General features: G+C 57.2%; 14 protein-coding genes. 9 read left to right on the forward strand and 5 right to left on the reverse strand.

The genetic code is table 11. The features are described 5' to 3' along the window. The first annotated feature begins 35 nt into the window (after positions 1-35). Entirely contained in the window at positions 36-1,061 is a 1,026-nt protein-coding gene (aroF, locus tag ABD890_RS05815; RefSeq protein WP_345086793.1) for a 3-deoxy-7-phosphoheptulonate synthase, read from the forward strand. Between the two features lie 100 nt (positions 1,062-1,161). Here aroF and ABD890_RS05820 read toward each other — a convergent pair whose 3' ends face one another. The 4 genes from ABD890_RS05820 to ABD890_RS05835 all read right to left on the reverse strand — a co-directional run bounded on the left by ABD890_RS05820 (position 1,162) and on the right by ABD890_RS05835 (position 9,486). Then, positions 1,162-3,294: a hypothetical protein gene (locus ABD890_RS05820; RefSeq protein ID WP_345086795.1), complete on the reverse strand. Its 2,133-nt coding sequence runs from the start codon at positions 3,292-3,294 to the stop codon at positions 1,162-1,164. Positions 3,295-3,319: 25 nt separating this feature from the next. Beyond that, positions 3,320-6,328: a protein kinase domain-containing protein gene (locus tag ABD890_RS05825; RefSeq protein WP_345086797.1), complete on the reverse strand. Its 3,009-nt coding sequence runs from the start codon at positions 6,326-6,328 to the stop codon at positions 3,320-3,322. A gap of 275 nt (positions 6,329-6,603) precedes the next feature. Further along, a complete protein-coding gene (locus ABD890_RS05830; RefSeq protein WP_345086799.1) occupies positions 6,604-7,650 on the reverse strand; it encodes a threonine aldolase family protein in 1,047 nt (348 codons plus the stop codon). A 108-nt stretch (positions 7,651-7,758) separates the two neighbouring features. Further along, positions 7,759-9,486 carry a DUF1559 domain-containing protein gene (locus ABD890_RS05835; RefSeq protein WP_345086801.1) on the reverse strand — a complete coding sequence of 576 codons (1,728 nt, stop codon included), beginning with the start codon at positions 9,484-9,486 and terminating at the stop codon, positions 7,759-7,761. A 235-nt stretch (positions 9,487-9,721) separates the two neighbouring features. On the opposite strand from ABD890_RS05835, the gene rlmKL reads away from it, so the two are divergent. The 6 genes from rlmKL (at position 9,722) to hisB (ending at position 17,069) form a co-directional block, all read left to right on the forward strand. After that, positions 9,722-11,899 (forward strand): bifunctional 23S rRNA (guanine(2069)-N(7))-methyltransferase RlmK/23S rRNA (guanine(2445)-N(2))-methyltransferase RlmL, encoded by a 2,178-nt coding sequence (gene rlmKL, locus ABD890_RS05840; RefSeq protein ID WP_345086803.1) that lies wholly within the window; start codon positions 9,722-9,724, stop codon positions 11,897-11,899. Positions 11,900-12,070: 171 nt separating this feature from the next. Continuing rightward, on the forward strand, positions 12,071-12,535 hold the full coding sequence (locus ABD890_RS05845; RefSeq protein WP_345086805.1) for a carboxypeptidase-like regulatory domain-containing protein: 465 nt from the start codon (positions 12,071-12,073) through the stop codon (positions 12,533-12,535). A gap of 152 nt (positions 12,536-12,687) precedes the next feature. Then, entirely contained in the window at positions 12,688-13,758 is a 1,071-nt protein-coding gene (locus tag ABD890_RS05850; RefSeq protein WP_345086807.1) for a DUF1559 domain-containing protein, read from the forward strand. Between the two features lie 257 nt (positions 13,759-14,015). Next, positions 14,016-15,380, forward strand: a complete 1,365-nt coding sequence (gene hisD / locus ABD890_RS05855) for a histidinol dehydrogenase (RefSeq protein ID WP_345086810.1) — start codon at positions 14,016-14,018, stop codon at positions 15,378-15,380. Positions 15,381-15,396: 16 nt separating this feature from the next. Next, positions 15,397-16,455 (forward strand): histidinol-phosphate transaminase, encoded by a 1,059-nt coding sequence (gene hisC, locus ABD890_RS05860; RefSeq protein WP_345086812.1) that lies wholly within the window; start codon positions 15,397-15,399, stop codon positions 16,453-16,455. Between the two features lie 20 nt (positions 16,456-16,475). Then, a complete protein-coding gene (gene hisB / locus ABD890_RS05865; RefSeq protein WP_345086814.1) occupies positions 16,476-17,069 on the forward strand; it encodes an imidazoleglycerol-phosphate dehydratase HisB in 594 nt (197 codons plus the stop codon). A gap of 27 nt (positions 17,070-17,096) precedes the next feature. Here hisB and ABD890_RS05870 read toward each other — a convergent pair whose 3' ends face one another. Beyond that, entirely contained in the window at positions 17,097-18,731 is a 1,635-nt protein-coding gene (locus tag ABD890_RS05870; RefSeq protein ID WP_345086816.1) for a M60 family metallopeptidase, read from the reverse strand. A gap of 311 nt (positions 18,732-19,042) precedes the next feature. Here ABD890_RS05870 and ABD890_RS05875 point away from each other — a divergent pair, with 311 nt between their 5' ends. Both ABD890_RS05875 and ABD890_RS05880 read left to right on the forward strand, forming a co-directional pair. Continuing rightward, complete coding sequence (locus ABD890_RS05875; RefSeq protein WP_345086817.1) at positions 19,043-20,725, forward strand: hypothetical protein; 1,683 nt, start codon at positions 19,043-19,045, stop codon at positions 20,723-20,725. 57 nt (positions 20,726-20,782) lie between these two features. Then, a complete protein-coding gene (locus tag ABD890_RS05880; RefSeq protein ID WP_345086818.1) occupies positions 20,783-22,447 on the forward strand; it encodes a hypothetical protein in 1,665 nt (554 codons plus the stop codon). Positions 22,448-22,492: the final 45 nt, after the last annotated feature.

A 22,492-nucleotide genomic window follows, 5' to 3' on the forward strand; every position in this document is an offset into this window, starting at 1 on the left:
CACCTCACCAAACCAAGCCAGGGAAGAGAAAGCAAATGATCATTGTCATGAAACGCGAAGCGACCGAAGCCATGGTCCAGCATGCCGCCGAAAAAGTCGAGAAACTCGGCCTGAAAGCCCACGTGATTGTCGGCACCGAACGTACCGTGATCGCCGCCATCGGCGACAAACGAGAAGAGATGCGTGAATCGCTCGAGACCGTTGCTGGCGTCTCGAAGGTGGTTCCGATCCTGGCGCCTTATAAGGTGGCCAGTCGCGAAGTCAAACCGGAACCAACGCTTGTCAAAGCAGGCAGCCTGGAAGTTGGCAACGGCATGTGTGGCGTTATCGCCGGCCCATGTAGCGTTGAAGACGAAGAGCAAATCGTCAAATCGGCCAAAGCGGTCAAAGCCGCCGGTGCCACGGCCCTGCGAGGTGGCGCTTTCAAGCCACGCACAAGCCCTTACTCGTTCCAGGGTCTGAAGGAAGATGGCCTCAAAATGCTGGCCACGGCCCGGGAAGAAACTGGCCTCGCCGTCGTCACCGAAGTGGTTGCTTCGGAAGATGTTGAGCTGGTCGCTAAGTACGCTGACGTCCTGCAAATTGGTGCTCGCAACATGCAGAACTACCGCCTGCTGGAAGCGGTCGGACGCGTGGACCGCGCTGTGCTGCTGAAGCGTGGCCCTTCCGCTTCGATCGACGAGCTGCTGCTCGCCGCAGAGTACATTCTGAACGAAGGCAACAGCCGCGTGATGCTATGCGAGCGAGGTATCCGCACCTTCGAATCGCACACCCGCTTCACCCTGCCCTTGGCCACGGTGACCTACTTGCATCAAAAGACTCACCTGCCGGTCGTTATCGATCCGAGCCACGGTACCGGTCATGCCTCGCTGGTGCCAGACATGTGTGTTGCCGCCGTTGCCATTGGCGCCGATGGCATCATCGTCGAAGTGCATCCAGAGCCAGATGAAGCGATGAGCGACGGTTACCAGTCGCTCGACCTGCCAACCTTCGCCGCCACGATGCAGCGCTGCCGTGCGGTCGCCAATGCCGTTGGCCTGAAGTGTGGTGCGGACGTCTAGTCGCATCCGCTGAGCATGGTTGAGGTGAGAGCTCAAAAAGAACGCCGCGTGATCCAGACGATCATGCGGCGTTCGATGGCTCGCACTAGAAAGCGTTCGATTACGAAGACCGTTTTCGTTCCAACGCAAACTTCAATCGACGATGATCGTCGTTCGACAGCAGCGCGAACAGTTTCTTCGAGATCGGATCATATAGCACTTCGCCGTAGGTCGTTTTGCGAAGGTCGCTCAGCTCTCGTTTAGTATCGTTAATCATCGCCGCAGCCGACGACTTGCTCAGGTTCAAATGACTGACGTCATACGCTTCCAACCAAGGCATGATCGGTACGGTCTGTTCGGCGACTAACTGAACGGTCGTCGCATTGATCGGCAAGGCTTCCAGTTTCCAGGCCTTGCAGAACTGATCGAGTGCTTGACCTGCGGTGACACCTGGGGCCGACAAGGTGACCGGCGTCGCCGGGCCAATCTTGTTGAGGGCAAGCGAATCCCAGTCGCACAAGATCGTGAGCCCCGTTTTCTTTTCGAGCTGGTCGACTACTTTAAACATCGGCGTTGGCACAACGATCTGGATCTTCACATCTTTTTGCAACGCGGGTGCCAACTGCTGTTCGCGCGAGGTCAGACTGAATAGTCCCGGATTGTATTTGCTGCGCGGCATCAGCCCGCGAGCGACCCGCAACTTCTCGAGAAAGACCAACGCTTTGAACTGGGCAACTTCGGACTGGGTGACCATGATCGCGTCGGGATCGATGCGATAAAGCCCTTCGCCGCGGGATTGCTTCCACGAAAGAGGCTCGACCAAGTGGGTCAGCATGTAGGCGATGTCGGCCACTTGCTGCTGGTTTTCTACCAGGTCGTCGACCAACAGACGCTGCGTGCGACGATGTCCGTCGAGCGGCTGCGTGATGCTGATCCGGGCACTCTTATCGGTAACGTGCGTTTCCAGACCGAACGGCCGGATGGCACTGTCCAGAATACCTTGGACCGAAGTCTGCGTTTGATTGATCGTGATCGGCGTGGTCGCCGTGATATCGGCAGCGGCTAACGCCAACGGATCGATCGTGACCGGGACCGTGCTCATCTGGGTGACGAACGAAGCGAAGTCGTTCAGCGGCATTCCTTGAAATTCAATCCGCACGATCGGATCGCCCAGTCGCTGAGCAACATCGACGACCGGGATCGGTGGCACCAGTTCTGGTTGAACGGAAACGACCGGCTCAGGAGTAGTGGTCGCGGCGGCCGGGGCATTCGGAGCACTTCCGCCTGCGTTCTCAAAAGCGGAAGGATCGAGAATCGGGAACGATTCGCCGAAAACCTCGTACAGCGGGTCATCCTTCAGTTCGAGAATCGAAGGAGAACGATCCGCGACAACCGGATTGCCAGCGTCCGTTGATGGATCGGCTGGCTTGTCAGGCATTGCCGCCGGCGGATTCGCGGCGTCGGGATTATCGAACAGGAACGGATTGTCGTCCGTCGGCATCATCGGATCGGCTGGCTTAGCAGTCGGCTCTGGCTTCGGCTGGTCGGTTGTCTCTGTCTCGGCCGGCGTCTCTTCGTCCGCTGGAATCTCGGCTGCGGGCACTCCCTCAGGTGGCGTTTCCGGCAAGGCAGCTTCGACAGGTTCTTTGGCTTCCGGCTCTTCGGTGGTGACTGGTTCTTCTTCGACCGGTGGGTCGGCCTGGGCGACTTCGACCGGCTGGTTTTCGTTTGGATCGACCGGCGGAGGTGTGGCTTTGCCTGAAAAGACCGAGTAACCAATCACCGCGAAGGTGGTCAGGGCCATCACCGACGTACCACCAATCAAGGCAACATTCCGCCACTTGCCAACCGAAGCGGTGTCGCTGAACCGATGGACTTCCGGCGGCGTTTCCGGAGGGGCAGCATCCGAGGCACCGGCAGCCACAGGGGCGGCCTCGGGCTTGTGATCGAGCATCTCGTCGAGGTTATCAAACATCGCCTCGGAATCCGAGACTTCGACATTCGCCGTTTCAGGCTCCGGTGGTTCGACCGGTGCTGGCGGCGCGACCGGAGGCGTTGCGGCGACCTTGGGCTTCTCTTCCGTCTGCTTCTTGGCCGGCTTGGCTGCTTCCGGCTTTCCACCAGCAGGCGCAGGCTCGGCGATCTCGATCATGCTGCCACATTTGGGGCAGTTCACGATCTGACCGATCAACGAGCGGCTGGTCACCTTCAGGCGAGCGGCACAGGTCGGGCATTGAACACGGAATGGAGTCACGCAACTTCTCTGGGCAAAGACAAGACTATTTGATTTTGAATACTTCCGGCAGCGTGTATTTGTTCGTTTCGGCTGCCTTGCGGGTGGTGACAATCACCTTCTTTTCCGATTCGGGACCATCCACCGGATGCACCACGTAAATCAGCTTTTGAACCTCGGTCCCGGCACCCGGAGAAGCTTCCGGATTGGCTCTTACCAGTAGCTGAGCCAGGATCTCGCCGACTGGCTTGTTGTCATGATGGAAATCTTTGATCTCTTTGTTGCGGGTGATGCCGTCCAATTGGAGGTCGCCACCTTTGATCTCGATTTCAAGGCCCGCTTCGTCACCGATGTCGCGGATGGCGAATTCGAGGGAATTCTGCGGGAATGAGATACTCATTTTGCTGGCTAGTTTCTCGGCGATTGTCTCCGGTTTCTTCTGGGCCGGCATCCCCCCCCCTGCCGCTGGAGCACTTGCCCCCGACATGTTGGCGGCCAGCATCAGTTCCGTGCCGGCGACAAGGTTTTGCCCTGCGGAAGCAGGCAGCATGATATTCACTACGGCTTGATTGGCTTCGACACCAGTTCGTGTGTGCTGATAGGCAAAGCGAACCATGTTCGGAAACTGCAAAGCGAGACGACGCCAGTAAGGCGTTGGATTCAAGGCAGGAATCGCATCTTCCAACCGACGCGAAACACCATTGATCTTTTCCTTCATCGAACTGGCCAGGCCTGGCGGATCGAGACTCAGCGAACCGATGCATCGCATTTCGACGTAAAGGTTCTTCCCGAGATGTCCACTCACCAGCACGCCACGCAGCCCTTCCCCCAGAAAGTCTTTCAGGGGTGCCGTCGCGACCGATAATTCGCCACGCATTGCCTGAGCGGCATTCGTATTAAGGAACTGTGGCTCGACCAACAAGTTAACCGTTTGCAGATTGTCCGATTCGCGGCGAAGTTGTTCCAGTTCGCGGGTAAGCTGCGGAGCGGAAACGCCGGCCTGGGCAATGGCTTGCACGACCGCCTTGTTCCCTGCGACGAACTCCTGGCTTTCTTTGCCAGGCATCGGCATCACGGTCCAACCTTTGACGTCGTACATCGGAACTGCAGCCCCTGAAACGGGCGTCGGGTTCCCCCAAGCCGAAATCAAGTCGGTGCTTCCTTTCATGCGAGCGACCAGGCACGGAGGTCCGTTGGCCGTGGATGCTCCCATACCAATGGTCAGCGAATCGAGCTGTTCGAGGCGAACTCCGAGGCTGCTTTCCAACTGCTGGCGAATCTCGGTGAACTGCGGGCCAAGGGCTCGCAAGATTCGATCCCCTTCCGGACTGCCGGTCAATTCGCTCGGGCGAACGACCAGGGCGAGTCGAGTGTCTTTCGGCAGGCCGGTCAGATCGATCGGTTCGCCTGAGGTAGGCGAGGCCCACAACGTTTGACCATCGTCGGCCACCAACTGCGGACCGGTCGGCGTGACAGGCTCGGGATTGGTGTCGACCGGCGTGTCAGGCGTTTGCGGATCTTCTTCAACCGGCGTTTCCACAACTGAGGTGTTGTCGGCGATTTCTTCGGATGGGAACAAGATGCCCATGCCGTAATAGCCACCAACGATCGCTGCGATCGCCATCACGCTCAAGACCACCAGGCTGGTGATCTTGCGCTGGAACTTTCGCTTGCGGATGCGTTCTGCCAACGCCGATGCCCGGCCTGGGGTCGCTTCGCCGACGGGCTGAGCCGCTGGGACCGCGGTCGCCACCATCGGCTGAGCCACCATGCCTGGGGCAACCGGCTGTGCCATCGGAGGCTGCGGAATGCCTGCTTGCGGTGCGACGGGCTGTGGCATGCCACCACCTGGGAACGGCGCGGCGGCCGGCGGTGCTGGCTGCGGAACCGGAGTCGCCGCAGGAGGTGCTGCTCCGGGAAATGGCATCGCGGCTGGTGGAGCGGCGGCGGCTGGCGGAGCAGCAACTGGTTCTGCTGACTGCGCGGCGAGCTTTTGCAAATAGGTTCCCAGCGTTGGCGGTGTCTCGCCAATGGCCGGAGCCAACTGCGAAGCTTCGATGAACGGACGCAGCGCTTCGGCAACGTCCTGGGCGTTCTGGTATCGGCCGCCAGGGTTCTTGGCCAACAGATACTGGACGACCTGCATCAGTTCGCCGGGGATGTACGGAGGTGTCGGCACGTTGGCCGTGAGATGCTGCTGCAAACGTTCGGCAACCGAGCCAGCGACCATCGGCTTGCCGGTCAGCAGATCGAACAAGATCGAGCCAAGGGCATAGATGTCGGTCAGCTTGGACGGTGCCGCGCCAGCTTGTTGTAGTTCTGGTGCAGCCACGTTCGCTAACGCATCGAGGCGAGCCTTTTGTTCTTCATCGTTCCAGGCAATGGCCTCGACTGGACGAACCGGCAGATGCAGCAGCTTCAAGTTGCCAGTCGGCTCGAGCCAAAGCTGATCCATCGTTAGATCGCCCAGGACCATCCCCTGGCTGTGGATCTGCGTGGCGCCGAGGGCTGCCTGACGGGTAAGCCGGGCACAGTCGGGCGCAGGAATCGGAACGCCATCCCCTGGCCGGCTTTCGGCCAACGGGTTGCCGTCGAGCTGTTCGGTCACCAGATAGCTGCGTTTAGGCCCCTGGCGCAGGTGAAAGCAGCGGATCAGATGCGGATGCGGAACCGACGAGCGAAGACGACACATCTGCTGCACAATCGGAAATCGCACCGGATCGGCTTGGATCTCCGGGGCGATCGGATGCATCCAGACGGGATGGCCGCTGGAAAGGTGCTTGGCGACGAAGGTTCCCTGCAGGACGCCGGAATCGATCCGATCGACGATCTGGTATTCGCCAATCGTGAGCGCCTTGGCCCGACCTGCGAGCAGAACACGAGCCTGATAGGCGGTCAGATGGCCACCTTTGACCAGCCAGGTCGCTAATACCCGAGCATCGCCATTGTTAGCGGTCTGCTGATACTGATCGTGTAGTGGTTTACAGGCCTCTTTCGTCATCAGGCCTGATTCCAGGATCAGCTTCCAGAAATCGTTCGTCTTGGTTACTTGCATGCTTATCTATGTTGAGCGGTGGCGATTTCCGCTTGGAACACGGAAAACGAAAGACCGAAGGCTTCCCGTTGCAGGGCGTAAAGCTTGTTTTATCAACGTATTAGTGTACCGCGCAGGTTCGATCGAGAGCAAAAGATCCGTCATGTTTTGACGATCGTTACTGCCGGGATGGGGGTGCTTCGGCAAAACCGGAACGATCCGTACCTGCTTCGTCGACAGCCCCCTCCCCGAGACGAGGGAGCCCAAATGGTCGATTTTAAAGAATCTGCCCGAGATTAGGCAGTCAGGGCCGGAACTGTTTGTTTGATAACTTCAATCGCACCATTGACTTGCGCCATCGAGATATCCAAGTGGGTCACCATCCGGATCTTTTGTGGGGCGACAGCCAGCGTGCGAACGCCTCTTTCTTCCAGAGCTTTCTGCAGTTGGGCGGCGGTGCCCAGTTGCTCGTCGAGGGCGAAAATCACGATGTTCGTTTCGACCGGATCGACATCCAGCATCAGGCCTTCAGTTTGCCGGATTCCCTCGGCCAGTTTGGCGGCCATCTGGTGATCTTCCACCAGGCGGCTGACGTTGTTCTGCAGGGCATAAAGCGCTCCGGCGGCGATGATGCCCGACTGTCGCATGCCGCCACCAAACAGCTTCCGGGCACGCTTGGCCTGCTGGATGAACTCGGCAGGACCAGCCAAGGCACTTCCGACCGGAGCCCCCAGTCCCTTACTGAAGCAAACGCTGACGGTATCGAACAACTGGCTCCACTGGGCCACCGAGATATCGGTCGCAGCGGCGGCGTTGAAGAGTCGAGCCCCGTCGAGGTGCGTCTTCAAACCGTTCTCATGGGCCCACGAAGTAATCTGCTGGACCGTGTCGAAAGGCTGAACTTTCCCAGAGCCGCGATTGTGCGTGTTCTCTAGACAAACCAAGCGTGTCCGCACCAGGTGATCGTTGATCGGGCGAATCGTCCCTTCAAATTGTTCCGGCGAAAGCACGCCATGGACGCCAGGCAACGTGCGAGCCACCACACCGCTTAGCTGGGCGAAAGCGGCTTGTTCGTAGTTGTAGACGTGGCAGTTTTCTTCACACAGAAATTCGTCGCCTGGCTGGCAGTGAAGACGGATGGCAATCTGATTGGTCATGCTGCCGGAAGGCATGAAGATCGCGGCCTCTTTTCCCAACATATCGGCGGTGAGACGTTCCAGGCGTTCGGTGGTTGGATCGATATCGATCACGGCGTCGCCAACTTCGGCCTGGGCCATAAACTGACGCATGGCAGTGCTGGGCTGGGTGACCGTGTCGCTGCGAAGATCAATCGGAAAACTCATGAACCACCGAAGGGGATCGAGGATGGTTGATAAACAAAAAAGGCCTCCCATCATTTTGACGGGAGGCCTTCCAAGTGCCAAGGAGGCGGCAAAGATCGCCCGCCTGCTTTAGAAATTACCGGGAATTTCCTGTCCGTCGTTTCGCTGCAAGAGCCACTTCAGCACGTTGGCATCGACGTTCTCGGAAATGAATCGCACCGATCCATCCACAAACGCTGCCTGAAAACCACCTGGCTGCGACTTGCCAATGCCATTCCAAATATGCAGCAGATTGACTTCCAAGTCGCTGGGCTTCGTCCAGATAACGGCGGCTTCGTCGTTGGCTTCGACCGCAAAGATCGTGTTCGACATGCCATCGGGGAAGTCGGCAAACCTTGGCCCCGTCGCTCTGCCATTCGCGTCCAGCTTCGGCTCTTCAAAGGCCATGTCCTTACCCAGTGGCACCAGGTAAGTCGTATAGCCTTCAGGAGCGGTGCTATTGGGGTTCCGATAAACTTCCGGCATGAACTGAATGAGCTGCTTGTTGTGTTCGCTGTCCCAAGGCTCGTCCAATTTGAACTGTTCGTAAAGGGTGTTTTGTTCGAGGAACGGCAAGATCAACACTCGCCACGACAGCAACTTCTTGCCATCCTTATCGAGGTTCGCCTCAGGCGGAAACGTTCGATAGGTATCGTGATAGTTGTGCATCGCCAGGATAATCTGCTTCAAATTATTCATCGATTGCATGCGACGTGCCGCGGATCGTGCTTGTTGAACGGCAGGTAGCAGAAGCGCCACGAGAATACCAACCACGGCGACGTTGGTGGCAGCCGCGTTGTTGCCATCTTGCTCGAACTTGAGCACCAGCGAGTTGCCTTCCTTGACCGGCTTCAAGCCATTGAGCATTTCGTCGGCGATACGCGTCTGATACTTGCCCATCGCAACTTCGATTTCGTCGTCGCTCTTCAGCATTTGATTGGCCTGGAGGACCATGGCTTGCTTGCCGAGATCAAGCGTGAACTGAACCATGTCTTCCAAACGACCGGTGGCTGTTTTATCGACGCCGTTCACCTTGAGCACGGCACCCATCTTCTCGGTGCAGTAGCAACTGAGCGTGATCGATTCGGTGTAGTTCGGAATCTGCTTATACATCGCGAATGGTGGCACCAGCGGTGCTTGAGCCAGCATGCCATTAAGCTGTTCACGAACCGGTCCGACGTTGATCCCGATGAAACCATCGGCGTCGTTGTTGTTGGCCTGCAGCATCTTGGCAGGTTCGGTCAGTTCAGCGCCTGGGCCGGTTTCGACGGCGTTCTGCACCGCCCCGGCGGTTCCGAACAGGAAGGAGTGCTCGTCCAACAGATGCCCGGCCAGGTAATCCATCTCGAAGCTATCCAGCAGAAACACTTTGCCGTTGATCGCAGAGTAGAACTCTTTGATTTCCTCTTCTTCTGGCATGCCATCGGCCAGTTCTTCGATATTGGCGAGGAAGGTTTCCTGGCTCAAGGTTTCCGAAGTACGGACGATCGAGAACATGTCCGGGTAAGGATAGTCCGGAGTCGGCGGCGTAATGCAGAATGTAATCGAGGTGAACTTCATCGGATCAAAACCGAGATACTTCTTGCCGAAGGCCTCGACCACTTCCACCGGATAGGCTCGAGTAATGTCGCTCCCCAGAAAGCGGTTCGCTTTCACAAAGCCCACACCCACCGAATTGGCCGGCACATAGCCCAGGCCTGGCAAGTCGTCGGCGGCTGGTGCCGGTGCGGCTGCCTCTTGGGCCAGCAGCATTTGGGGTGGAAAGGCCATCGTGGCCGAAAGAAAACCGATCAGAATCGCACTGAAAAGATGTCTCATGGAAAAGTCGCCTCCGCGGAGTCCATGCAAGGAAAGAAACAGATCTGCTCCACAACTGGCAAGTTATAGACGGTATGGAGCCCCCCATCGACTATTTTATGGAAAGTTTGTGTTCAACTGACCTCGATCTTCCCACTTCCCCTGCCTGTTCGGGGCAGGCGGCCCGGGATTGGTAAAGTAGAATTCGCAGCGTACCATGAGGGATTCCATTCCAACCTCGGGAGCGGCTATACGCGTGAACGATTCGTCAGCAATTCCATTTTTGGCCACGACTGCCTTCGGGATCGAAGCGGTCACCGCGCGCGAACTGCAACTGCTCGGCTATCAGACCGAGATCGTCGGCTCTGGCCGTGTCCGATTCACCGGCGACTATCGTGATGCCATGCGGACCAATCTGCATCTGCGAACCGCCGATCGCATTCTGATTGAAGTCGCCCAGATCCCGGCCGGCGACTTCGATGCACTCTTCGAAGGGGTGAAGGCCCTACCCTGGGAAACCTGGATCGATGCCAAAGGGGCTTTCCCGGTTAAAGGTCGCAGTTACCAGTCGCAGCTCACCAGTGTTCCGGCGGTGCAGCGAGCCACCAAGCGTGCGATCGTCGAGCGTCTGCAGTCGGTGCATGGCAACCTCCCGGAAACCGGGGCGAACTACACCATCGAAGTCGCGATCGCCAAAGACATCGCCACTCTGACCATCGATACCTCAGGCGCCGGCCTGGCCCGACGTGGTTACCTCGATCCCGATCGCCATTCGCCGATGAAGTCGACCTTGGCGGCGGCGCTCGTGCAACTGAGTTACTGGGACAAAGATCGCCCCCTGGTCGACCCGTTCTGTGGCAGTGGCATTCTGTTGATCGAAGCGGCGATGATCGCCCGCAAACTCGCGCCAGGTTTACTGCGAGACTTCGCGCTAATCGAATGGCCTGCCGTCGATCAGGAACAATGGCTCGACCTGCAGGAAGAGGCCCGGGCAGAGGAACTGGAGTCGCTGCCAGAGTCGATCATCGGCTACGACGAAGATCCTTCCGCCTTGCGACTGGCCCGTCGCCAGGCGATGTCAGCCGGTGTCGACAAAGACATCCACTTCCAGGAGCAAGCCTTCGCGCAGATGACCAGCAAGCGAAAGTATGGCTGCGTCATCACCAGTCCGCCGTACGACGATCATTCCCGATCACGCCGCACGATGTGGGATTTCTATCGCAGTTTTCCCGATATTTTCCGCCAGTTGCCGACCTGGTCGCACTTCATCCTGACGGCGTTCCCCGAGTTCGAGCGAGCAATGGGGCAAGAGGCGAATCGTCGTCGCAAGATGTACAACGGTCGCGTCGAGTGCCACTACTATCAATTTCATGGGCCACCGCCGCCGAAGGCTGACGACCCCAAACAGGAAGTCGAAGAAGAAGTCGTCCCCAAGCCACGTCCGGTCATTCAACCGGCGTTTGGTGGCTTGGACGACAAGGCTCGCGAACAAGCTCAGTTGCTCAAGAGTCGTCTATCGAAACGAGCCCGTCATTTTCGTCGCTGGCCGAAGCGAGGCATCTATTGCTATCGGCTGTACGATCGCGACATCCCCGAGATTCCGCTGGTGATCGATCTGTATCACGATTACCTGCACATCACCGATTACGAACGTCCGCACGACCGGACACCGGCTCAATATGCCGACTGGCTCGATCACATGTGCGAGGCGGCTCGCGAGGTGCTGGAGATTCCAGAAGGGCAGATGTACGTGAAGCATCGGGCTCGGCAGATCGGAACGACCCAGCACGAAAAAGTGGCCGACGATTCCCACATCATTACGGTCGAAGAAGGTGGCTTGAAGTTCGAGGTCAACCTGTCGGACTACGTCGACACTGGCTTGTTCCTCGATCACCGTAACCTACGCAGTCAGTTTCGGGATGAAGCTTCCGGCAAGCGTGTGCTGAACCTGTTTTGTTACACCGGGGCTTTCAGTGTTTATGCCGCAGCCGGCGGTGCGACCTCGACCACGAGTGTGGACCTGAATGCGAACTATCTGGACTGGGCAGGCCGCAATTTCCAGCTCAATCGGCTCTCGATCGCCAAGCATCACTTTGTGAATAGCGACGTGATGCAGTACCTGCGTAAACAAATCGCCGGCGCGAAGTTCGATCTGGCGATCGTCGACGTGCCGACGTTCTCGAACAGCAAGAAGACGGACGATGTCTTTGACGTCCAGCACGACCATGTCGAACTGATCTTACGAACGCTCGACCTGATGAGCCCAGGGGCGGTGCTCTATTTCTCGAACAACTTCCGCCGCTTCAAGCTGGACGAAGAAGCGCTCGCAGGCCTGTCGATTCGAGAGATCTCGAAGCACACCGTGCCTGAGGACTTTCGTAATCAGCGCATCCATCGCTGTTGGCGAATCGCGAAACCGGGTGGAGATAGCTAAGGTGAATTGCGGTCGTCTTGCCGTTTGACCGCAGTTTCACCCTAAAACGGGGGTGCTCCAGCAATTACAATCTGACTGGTGCCATTTATTAAGATTTGCTAACTTAATCTTACCCCCGCTTCCCTCACCGGAAGTTCCATCCCACCTCGATCCCTGCTGGACGCCCCCACCATGCCAACGCGCGGTACTTTATTTCTATTGCTATGGGCATTGCCTTGCCTGATCTTCACAGGCTGTGCTGAATCCAACCAAGCGGAATCGCTCGGAGCGACCGCGGAAGGTACGGTTCTTCTGAATGGCTCTCCAGTTGAAGGAGCCATGGTCACGCTCCGGTCGGCCGATCGCGGTCTGCCGAGTGCCTTTGGACGCACCGATGCCGACGGCAAATTTCAATTGGCCACATCGACCGCTAAGTCAGGTGTCGCCCCTGGCGAATACCGCGTGGTGATTACCAAGTTCGAAACTACGGCCGCCGACATCCCTTCCGAAGACGACCCTAATTACGCTGGCGGAATGAACTCGCAATCCCAAGCGGTGAGCGTGCTGCCCAAGAAGTATGCCGACGCGGCGCCTTCCCCATTCAAGGTCACGATTAGCGAAGGGGACAACACCTTCGATTTCCCCTTGGAAAACTAGACGGAAGCTCATTTCGCTCGTTCAATATTTCTCATTCAACAGATTTCATCGTGGCGGATCGATTCCCCTCGGTGCCTACCTTTCTGTTGAGAGTTCCTTCGATCATTTGATTCGATCCTTCCTGAACCCCACCTCCCTACAGGTCTCCCCTCATGCTCAACCGACGTCTTCCTGCGCGCGGATTTACGCTCGTCGAACTGCTTGTGGTGATCGCCATCATTGGCGTGTTGATCGCGTTGCTTCTACCGGCAGTGCAACAAGCCCGTGAAGCGGCTCGTCGCATGGAGTGCTCGAACAACATGAAACAGCTCGGACTGGCACTGCACAATTATCACGATATCCACAAAACCTTCGTGCCACGTCGCCAAGGCACCAACTTACCTTCGGGCTCGGACATGAGTGGCACCGAGAACCAGCACAACTGGGGTCGGGCCAGCGGCTATATCGGTTTGCTGCCTTACCTGGAACAAGGCGCGATGTACGATCGCATCACTGCCGGCGATGGCACCGTGGCTCCTTACGGTCCATGGGCCTGGCGTGCCTGGAGTGTTTGGGATACGCCCCCCTCGATGCTGAAATGCCCTTCGGCAACGGCTCGTAACGAACAAGCCAACTCGACCAACTACATGTTCAGCGCCGGCGACCAGATCACCAACAACCGCAGCGGTTATACCCTTCGCGGCGTGTTCGCTTCGGTGAAGGGCGTTGGCCTGCGTGACATCACCGACGGTTCGAGCAACACCATCGCCATGAGCGAGCGTTTGGTCACCAACTTCAGTCTTGGTTCCGGCGGAACTTCGATTCCGGTCAAGCATGGCACCGCGACCGGCTTTTCGGGCCTGGCCACCAACCCGGCGCAGTGCGTTACTGCCGCAAGCGGCCAGTTCTACATCGATCCTTCCAGCATCAAGGGCCGCACCGGCTGGCGTTGGACCGACGGTCAGATCGAAAAGGTCGGCTTCACGACCGTCTTGCCGCCGAACGCCCCTTCTTGCATCGATGGTGCCGATACCAATGGCGACGGTGCCAACACGATCATGCCCCCCACCAGCAATCATCCAGGCGGCGTGATGGGTCTGTTCTGCGATGGCTCGGTGTCGTTCGTCTCGGAAACGATCGATACCGGCGACCTGACCAACCCGACGGTGAACTCGGGCCGCAGCCCTTATGGCGTCTGGGGTGCCATGGGATCGAAGTCGGGCGGCGAAGTCGTCTCCCGCTAATTTGGGCCTCTCAGCGACGATATTGGAAACGCAGCAATACCCATCGCATGCTAGTGCGGTGGGTATTTTTATGCTGATCCCTTCGGTTTAGGCCTAATTTGCCTCGTCTGACAACAATTCCGCGAACCTGGAAAGGGCAATTGGGCCTTTTCTGCAGGGGCCAGGCAGACCAAAATGTTAGGTTTGGTTCAGACCGAGGGAATCCAACAGTGATTTCCTCTTCGCCCCAACACCCGTGTGCCAACCTAAGGGTCGCAATGGATTTGAAGTCGCAAATCGCTCGGATCGATACCCGACACGATGACGTCGATACCCAACTGCAACAGGTCCGTGACAAGCTAAGTCCCAAAGGGGATGTCGTCAGCGAAGCGGGACGTCGTCGGACGATCGAAGTCTTTGGCGAGCCGCTGAGTCCTCAGCAGGTCGTCCAGCGGATCTGCGCCGATGTCGAAAGCCGCGGCCTGGCAGCCGTACTCGAGTACGGCCAGAAGCTCGACGGCAAGCAGCTTTATGCCACCACCATTCGAGTCTCGGAAGAAGAACTGCGGCTCGCTCATGAAGCGGCCGATCCTGAGTTCCTGGCCACGATCCGCAGCATTCGCGAAAACATCCTTCGCTTCCAGTCGGCCATTCTGCACAAAGACGTGGAAGTGCCCATTGAACATGGCGGTCGGTTGCGACATCGCTATGCTCCGCTCAAGCGAGTGGGCATCTGCGTTCCTGGCGGTGCGGCTGCGTATCCTTCGACGGTCTTGATGACCGCGGTGCCAGCGATGGCGGCCGGTGTCGAAGAACTCGCCGTGATCGCTCCTCCGACTCCGTTCGGTTCGTACAATCTTGATCTGCTGGCGACCTGCGTCGAAATCGGCGTGAAGGAAGTTTACCGCGTCGGTGGTGCCCATGGCGTCGCCGCGTTGGCCTACGGCGTCGAAGGCATCCCGAAGGTTCAAAAGATCGTCGGTCCTGGCAATCTGTTTGTCGCCTTGGCCAAGAAGCATGTCTTCGGCGAGGTCGACATCGACTCGATCGCCGGTCCAAGCGAAGTGGTCGTTGTCGCGGACTCGACTGCCAAGCCAGAGTATATTGCCGCCGACATGTTGGCTCAGGCCGAACATTCCCCTGGCAGCAGCGTCTTGATTAGCTGGGACGAACAACTGATCGACGCCGCGTTGACCGAACTGGAAAAACAGGTCGCCGTTTTGGAACGCTGCGATCTGACGGTTCAAAGCCTGATCGACTTTGGCGCCGTGATTCTGACCAAGAACGAAGACGAAGCTTGTCGCATCGCCACCGACCTGGCGCCAGAGCATTTGCACATCGCCACGCAAGACAGCGAAGCGACCGCTGAAAAAATCCTCACCGCCGGAGCGACCTTCCTGGGTAACTTCACCCCGGTCGCTTTGGGTGACTATGCCGCAGGGCCATCGCACGTGCTTCCGACGGGAGCAACCGCTCACTGGGCCAGCGGCCTATCGGCGAACGATTTTCTTCGTTCGCGCAGCGTGATCCACTTCACCGAAGATGGCCTGAAGGCGATCGCCCCACTGGTTACGACTTTGGCCGATAAAGAAGGCCTGACCGCGCACAAACGCAGCGTGACCATTCGCACCGAAACCGAATAAACATCGCAGGAACACCATGGGCTATTTTCGTCCTGAAATCGAAGCCATCGCCGGTTATAAGCCTGGGGAACAACCGCAAGGCGGCAAGTTCATCAAGCTGAACACCAACGAGAACCCTTACCCTGCGTCGCCGAAAGTTGCCGATGCGATTCGTGCTCGACTCGACCAGGGACTCGAAAAGTATCCCGACCCAATCGGCACCGCGTTTCGCATTCGTGCGGCCGAAGTGCTAGGTGTCGAGCCTGACTGGATTTTGTGCGGCAACGGTAGCGACGATATCCTGACCATCCTGACGCGAGGCTTCGTCGGCGATGGCGAGTGGCTTCGCTTGCCAACGCCCAGTTACATCCTCTACAAGACGCTCGCCGACATTCAGGGAGCCGACAGCGAAGAGATCCAGTTCAACGATGACTGGACACTGCCGGAATCGTTTGGCACGGCCAGCAATCATTTGAAGTTGGCATTTCTGCCGAACCCCAACAGTCCGAGCGGAACGGTCGTTCCCAAAGATCAATTGCGAGCGATCGCGAACTCACTCCCCTGCCCTTTGTTGATCGACGAAGCGTACGCCGATTTCGCCGACGACAACTGCATCGACCTGGTTCGTGAAAACGAAAAGATCATGGTCTCGCGAACGCTCAGCAAGTCGTACGCATTGGCCGGTCTGCGGTTTGGTTTCGTGGTGGCTCAGCCTCATATGATCGAACAACTGATGAAGGTCAAAGACAGCTACAACTGCGATGCCCTCTCACTCGCCGGTGCAATCGCCGCGATCGACGATCAGAAGTGGGTTGCCGAGAACAAAGCGAAGGTGGTCGCCACACGTGCCCGGATGACCGGTCGGCTCCGTTCACTTGGCTTCACGGTGCCTGATTCCCAGGCCAACTTCATCTGGGCGACGCGACCAGGCGTCAAACTCAAACCGATTTACGAATTCCTCAAGGCGAACCATGTGCTGATCAGATACATGCAGTACCCCGGTATCACCGAAGGAATTCGCATCTCGGTCGGTACCGACGGCCAATCCGACGTATGCTTGGACTTGATCGAGCAATATCTCCAGCAGAATCCATAACCTCCGCATAATTGCCTGCCATGACCCGCATTGCCAAAATCGAACGCGACACGACCGAAACCCAGATCAAGCTCGAGATGAATCTCGACGGCACCGGCAACTTCTCGGGCTCGACCGGCGTTGGCTTCTTCGACCACATGCTGCAGTTGTTCACGCGGCACGGTTGTTTCGACTTAAAGGTCGAAGTGAACGGTGACCTGCACATCGACCAACATCACACGGTAGAAGACACCGGCATTTGCATCGGTCAGGCCATTCGTCAGGCGATTGGCGATAAGAAGGGGATTCGGCGATACGGTCACTTCACGCTGCCGATGGAAGAAACGCTGTGCAGCACGGTGTGGGACCTAAGTGGACGTTATTACCTGGTGTTCAACGCACCATTCACGACCGCCAAGATTGGTGACTTCGATACCGAACTGGTGGAAGACTTCTGGCAAGCGTTGGCCGCCAACGCGTTGTGCAACTTTCACGTCAACATCCACTACGGCCGCAACAATCACCACATCTCCGAAGCGATCTTCAAGTGTGCGGCTCGCAGCTTGCGGATGGCAGTCGAACACGATCCACGTTCCCCTGGCGTGCCCAGCACCAAGGGAACGTTGAATTCGTAAGCCGACCAGCAAGGGTCCCTCGGGGCGTTACTTGCCCCGAGCTTCTTTCATCATCTCCGACTCCCATGCCGGAAGCGACTTTACTTCGTCCAATGCCGTCTGGTTGACCTGCACGCCCCACTCGACAAAATAAGGCCCCAGGTTGCGATTCGTTGCCCGCGACATCCGCACCAGGAAGTCGCTGGCCCGATCAACGTCGGACTTCGGATGCTGATCCAACGGCAGCTCGCGGTACTCGCGGAAGACCTGCTTGTAGGGTTCCCAGCCGAGTTCGTGCGACAGAATCAGATAGAACGCCAGACGCTCGAACAACGCGCCTTTGACCGTCATCCAGTTGCGTTCTTCCAAAGGCCGCTCGAGGTACTTCGCCGCGTTGGCAACGACCGACTCACGGGTCGAGCGTTCGTGCGGGTGCCCTAATACTTGCTCGAGGGCGTACGCTGCAAACACGTTCACGGTCACCTCGCCGGTCCCCTGATACGTGAACACACGATGCTGATGCAAATGCCCCAGTTCATGGGCATGTCCCCAGCCCGGCTCGCCTCGAATGATCTCATTCGACCAGGAAATCGGTGCATTGATTGGGTAACTGGCGAAGGCCGCTCCCCAGTTCACATGGGCATCGATCAAAAAGCGATGCGGAAACGGCTTCGTTTTCGGACGTCCCGAAAGCTCGCTCTGCGCATCGATCAATTGATTCCACTTCTCCATGGCCAAGTCCGGTGTATCGAACCGACGGATCAAATGCGACGGCATCATGAAGATCACCTTGTCGCTACCGATCTCGGCATACGGAGCCGGATAGTTGCGGATCTCGGTTCGCCATTGATGAATGTCGGTCTCGCCATGCACATAACGGGGTGCCTTCAGCACATTGGTGAAACGAACCGAGACAGGCTTCTTGGGCGGTGGATCGTAGTGATCGACCAGGTCATAGATATCGCTGTCTTTCGCCAGGAAGGTCTTTGCCTTGGGCGTTGGCAATTCGATATAGACCAGCCCGCCAAACGAACATGCGGCGGCGGTCGTTCGTTTTTTCATGTCGTAAACGCGATCGATCCGCGGGAAGCGATTCAGCTTCGAGTGTCGCGGCGTATCGATGTACGTGCTGTTCGCCCCGATTCGCAGTTTCCAACCGGCGTCGACATACTCTTCGGGAATCGTAACGTGGATCACTTCCCCCGGTGGCGCGTACAGCCCAGTGCTTTGCCAGCGATAAGAGTTCCCATCGATCTCGACGACCTGCATCTCTGGCTTGGCATGCTTCGGAATCATGCCCGGGAACTTGTCGGACGAAGGATGTTTTTGAAGCTGATCCGGCGGCAAGACTTTGCCAGCCAGTTCTGCTTCGACAATCATTCGCAGAGCAATCAGGGTATGCTCGCGAACCCGGAACTGGTTTTCCTTTTCAGGACCAATTTCCACCGCAGGCACTTCCTTGAGCTTGCCCATCAACTCCTTCATTAAGCCATCAGAAGTGAAGCCAGATCGGGCCTCTTTCTCGACCGCTTTGCGAAGCGACGAGTACTCTTCTTCGCTCAGCTTCTCGCCTTGAATCGCCCTTTGCATTTCTGCATCGGTAGCCGCATCGACCGATGCCGCCCCCATACCTATCCACAGACATGCGATCAACGCACGCCCCAAAATTTGTCTCAGTTCCATCAGACTTTGGTTCCTGTCTAATAACACTTCGCCTCAAGATGTCCCGGGATATCACCAGCTGCACAAAAAAACATCGGCAGGCGATGATGATTTCAGTATGCCCCAATGCCCGTGGACTGACAAGCAAATCGCGCGAATCCCTTGGCGATGTGGCTCGTTGGGGCTCATCTCCTTGCTAGTTCGCCGCAAACCTACCTCCTGCGAGGTTTCCAAAGGCGATTCCACCAATTCGTTGCCACGACACCCCCTCCCCGATTAGGCTACATAACGCCACTCTTCCTGTCTTACGATCTCGTCGAAAGGATTATGTCATGCGAGCATTGGCAACGGCCTGCCTGGTGCTGTTTCTGGGTGCCAACCTGGCGTTTGCTCAAGCCACTCCCCGCGCTGACTTCGAGCGGATTGTGACCATCGATTCCCCAGCCGCGACCGTTGATTTCGAGAAGATAGAACAGCTGGCGAGCGAACTCGTCACCGCCCAGGTCGAACTCGACTTCGCGAAGCCCCCCTTGTCGCAAGCGATTGACGAAGTCGCACGGCAAACCAAGATTCCGATCGAGATCCATGAGCAAAGCCTGACGGACCACGGGCTCTCACTCGATACGCCGGTTACGCTGAAGCAGCCCAAGCTTTCGGCGGCATCCGCATTGAGACTGCTTCTGCGACCGGAGCATCTTTCGTACACGATCACGCCTGATCACGTCAAAGTATTCGGCATCGAGGTCGAAGGGCATCATCGGTTGATCCCGAAGTTCTACAATCTTTCGTCGTTGGTACCCGATCCGAAACGTGACTTCAATTCGCTGCGGCATGTGATTGTCGACACGATACAGCCAGAACGATGGAGCGATTTGGGTGGGCCCCAAACGATTGATCAACATCCAGGCGGAATGTTCGTCTATGCCCCTGTTGCCGAGCAGCAGCTGGTAGCAGCACTGCTCGATGTCCTTCGCCAAGTGAAATCACTGAAAGACGACGCCTACGCGACCGCTTCGTTGCCTGTCTCCCCTTCTTCGCAGCAGCAAACCGAATTGGAAAAGCGACTCGAGAGCACTCGCATTTCAATCAATGCCGAACGCCTGCCGCTGGCAGAAGTGGTCCAGCAGATCTCGGCCGAGAGCCAGATCCCGATTGAGATCGATACGCTTGAACTGCAGAACATGGGGCTGACTCGGAACGTCGCTGTCAATTTGCAACTGAAGAATTTCAGCGTCCGTCACATCTTAAACATGCTGACGCGACAACATCACTTAGAATGGACCTGCGATCGAGACGTCGTGATCATTTCCAGTCCGGAAGATATCGAGGCGAACCTGCAAACCCGCGTCTATCCGATTCGTGATTTGATCTGGCATGGCCTCGCCCCACGCGATATCGAATTGCTGACACTGATTACCACCGCAGCGGCCAAGCAAGAAGACAATCCTTTGGCCATTCTTGCTTGCCCCAGCATGCCGTTCATTCCCGACACCGAATATGTTGTCGACGCGATCCACAAGTTTGTTGCTCCCGAGTCATGGGATGAACTCGGAGGCCCTGGTAGCCTGAGGATCTATGCCGAAGCCGATTGTCTGGTCGTGAGCCAGACGGCGGAAGTCCATGCCGAAGTCGCGTCGTTTCTGCAGTACCTTCGCCGGCAACAGAAGCCGGAAGACCGCGAAGCTCTGCGAGCCCGTCTGCAAGCCGAACTCGACGAGATGATCACTGTCGTATTTGATCTATCGTTTGGCGACGATAAAGAGCCCCGACTATCGAAGATGGAAATCGACTTGATCGGTCAACGCGCGACGCGTCGTGTCGAGCCAGAGAGTTGGAAGCGAAACGGGGCGTATGTCGACGTGACCTCGCGCGGACTCATTGTGTACAACAAACGCTCGGTCGTTCAAGAACTTTACCGCTATCTGGTCACGCAGCGAGTCTTGCGGGCGGCGATGAAGGCAGAGCAAGTCGAGCCAGAGATCTCTGGCGAACGCTTACCGGGTGGGATCTACTAACTGCATCCCAATCATCTCGTCCTCAAAGTCACCTCCCATCCATCAAGGATTTTGAACGTGCGAATCTTCTTGTCTCTTTGCTTATTGTTGATCACCGGCGTATCCGTTGCGGAAGAGAATTCGCTCGACCAAGTGAAACCGATCACGGTCCAGCTTCCTGACAATTCCGATTCCGAGCTCGCGGCGATTGACGCTCTGCGAGACCAACTGCAAACGCAAAAATTGGCCGTGCACTTCGACGAACTTCCCCTGGTCGATGCGGTGCGATTCATCGAAAGCAAGACCGAGATTCCGATTCGTATCGACTTCAAAGCGTTGCAGGATGTCAACTTCTCCCCCGATATGCCGATCACGCTGGATGCTGAAGAACTGTCGGGCACGACGATCCTCTCGTTGATCGCTCACGAGCACGCTCTGGCCTATTACTTCCAGTCCGATGCCGTGGTGATTTCGACGCCACAACATTCGGAGGAACGCTACTTGACGCGTTGCTACGACCTCTCGCGATTCCCTTCCGAGTTGTACTACAACGATCTCTACGACGTGATCACCACAACCTTGGAACCGGAAAACTGGGATGTACTCGGTGGCACCGGGACGGTCCAGGTATTCCAAAACAGCATGCTGGTTTCCGCCTCGCCGCGGGTACATGCCAAGCTGCAAACGCTATTGGATCAACTCACAAAGGCGATCGATCTTCCTTCGGAAAACTACCCGGTCGAGCCCCTGCATATTTGGCCAACTGCCAAACTGATGGCGATCGCGGAAGCAAAGCTCGACAGCACGACCATCACCGCCAACTTCAACAATGCAACGCGGGAGGAGGTGTTTGGATTTCTACAGAACACGAACCAATTGCCGATCATTCTCGATCACAACGAGCTCTCGTACAGAGACCCCGAACTACCGAAGACGATTAACTTGAAGCTCGAAAAAATCCCGGCTCGCAAAGCACTCGATGCCATCTGCCAGCAGTTCGGCATTGGCTGGGAGATCTTCAACGAAACGATTCTGATCACGTCCGAGTTGAACGTTACCAGCAATTTGGAGATCCGAATCTATCCGGTGCGAGACTTGCTCTGGCGAGGGCTCGATATCCGAGATGCTCGCCTTCGACACGAACTCGAACAGTTCTACAAACAGTCTGCGATGGCCAGTGTGGCTTTGACGGCGCCACTCCTTCCAGACACCGATAACCTGATCGCTTCGCTGGTTTTTCCCAACCAAGCCGAGAGTTGGGAGATGCAGGGTGGACCATGTACGGTTATTGAATATCTGCCCGGCGATTGCCTGGTGGTAATGCAATCGACGAAAGTCCATCGGCAAATCGAGGCGCAGCTCAACCAGATCCGTAAGCTGCAAAAGCCGCTCGATCTCGACCAGTGGAAACAGCAGATTCAAGCTTATCGCCAGGAAGTGGTTGCTGTTTCCTTTGTGGCGTTACCACCGGTGGATGGTAATCCACCACTGACCAAGGGCGACCTGCTAGAGATCGCCTCGCTGATCAAGGCCACCCAAGATAAGGCGAGCTGGGGGCTTCCCGGCCACGCCATCTTCGCAACTTCCAACGGTCTGATCGTTCGCAATCAACGCAGTGTGGTTTCACGCGTTGAAGAATATCTGAAGTCGCTTGCGATTTATTCGGCAGCCGACGTCAACGTCGCCCCCAAGACCTCGCCAGGGGTTGGAGCTGCCGACGAAGCCGTTTCCGCATTCGAGTAGTGCAGTTCGCGACTCGCAGCCGTCCGCACGGCCAAGATGTCTTTT

This window comes from Bremerella cremea, assembly GCF_039541315.1.
Classification (GTDB): Bacteria; Planctomycetota; Planctomycetia; order Pirellulales; family Pirellulaceae; genus Bremerella; species Bremerella cremea.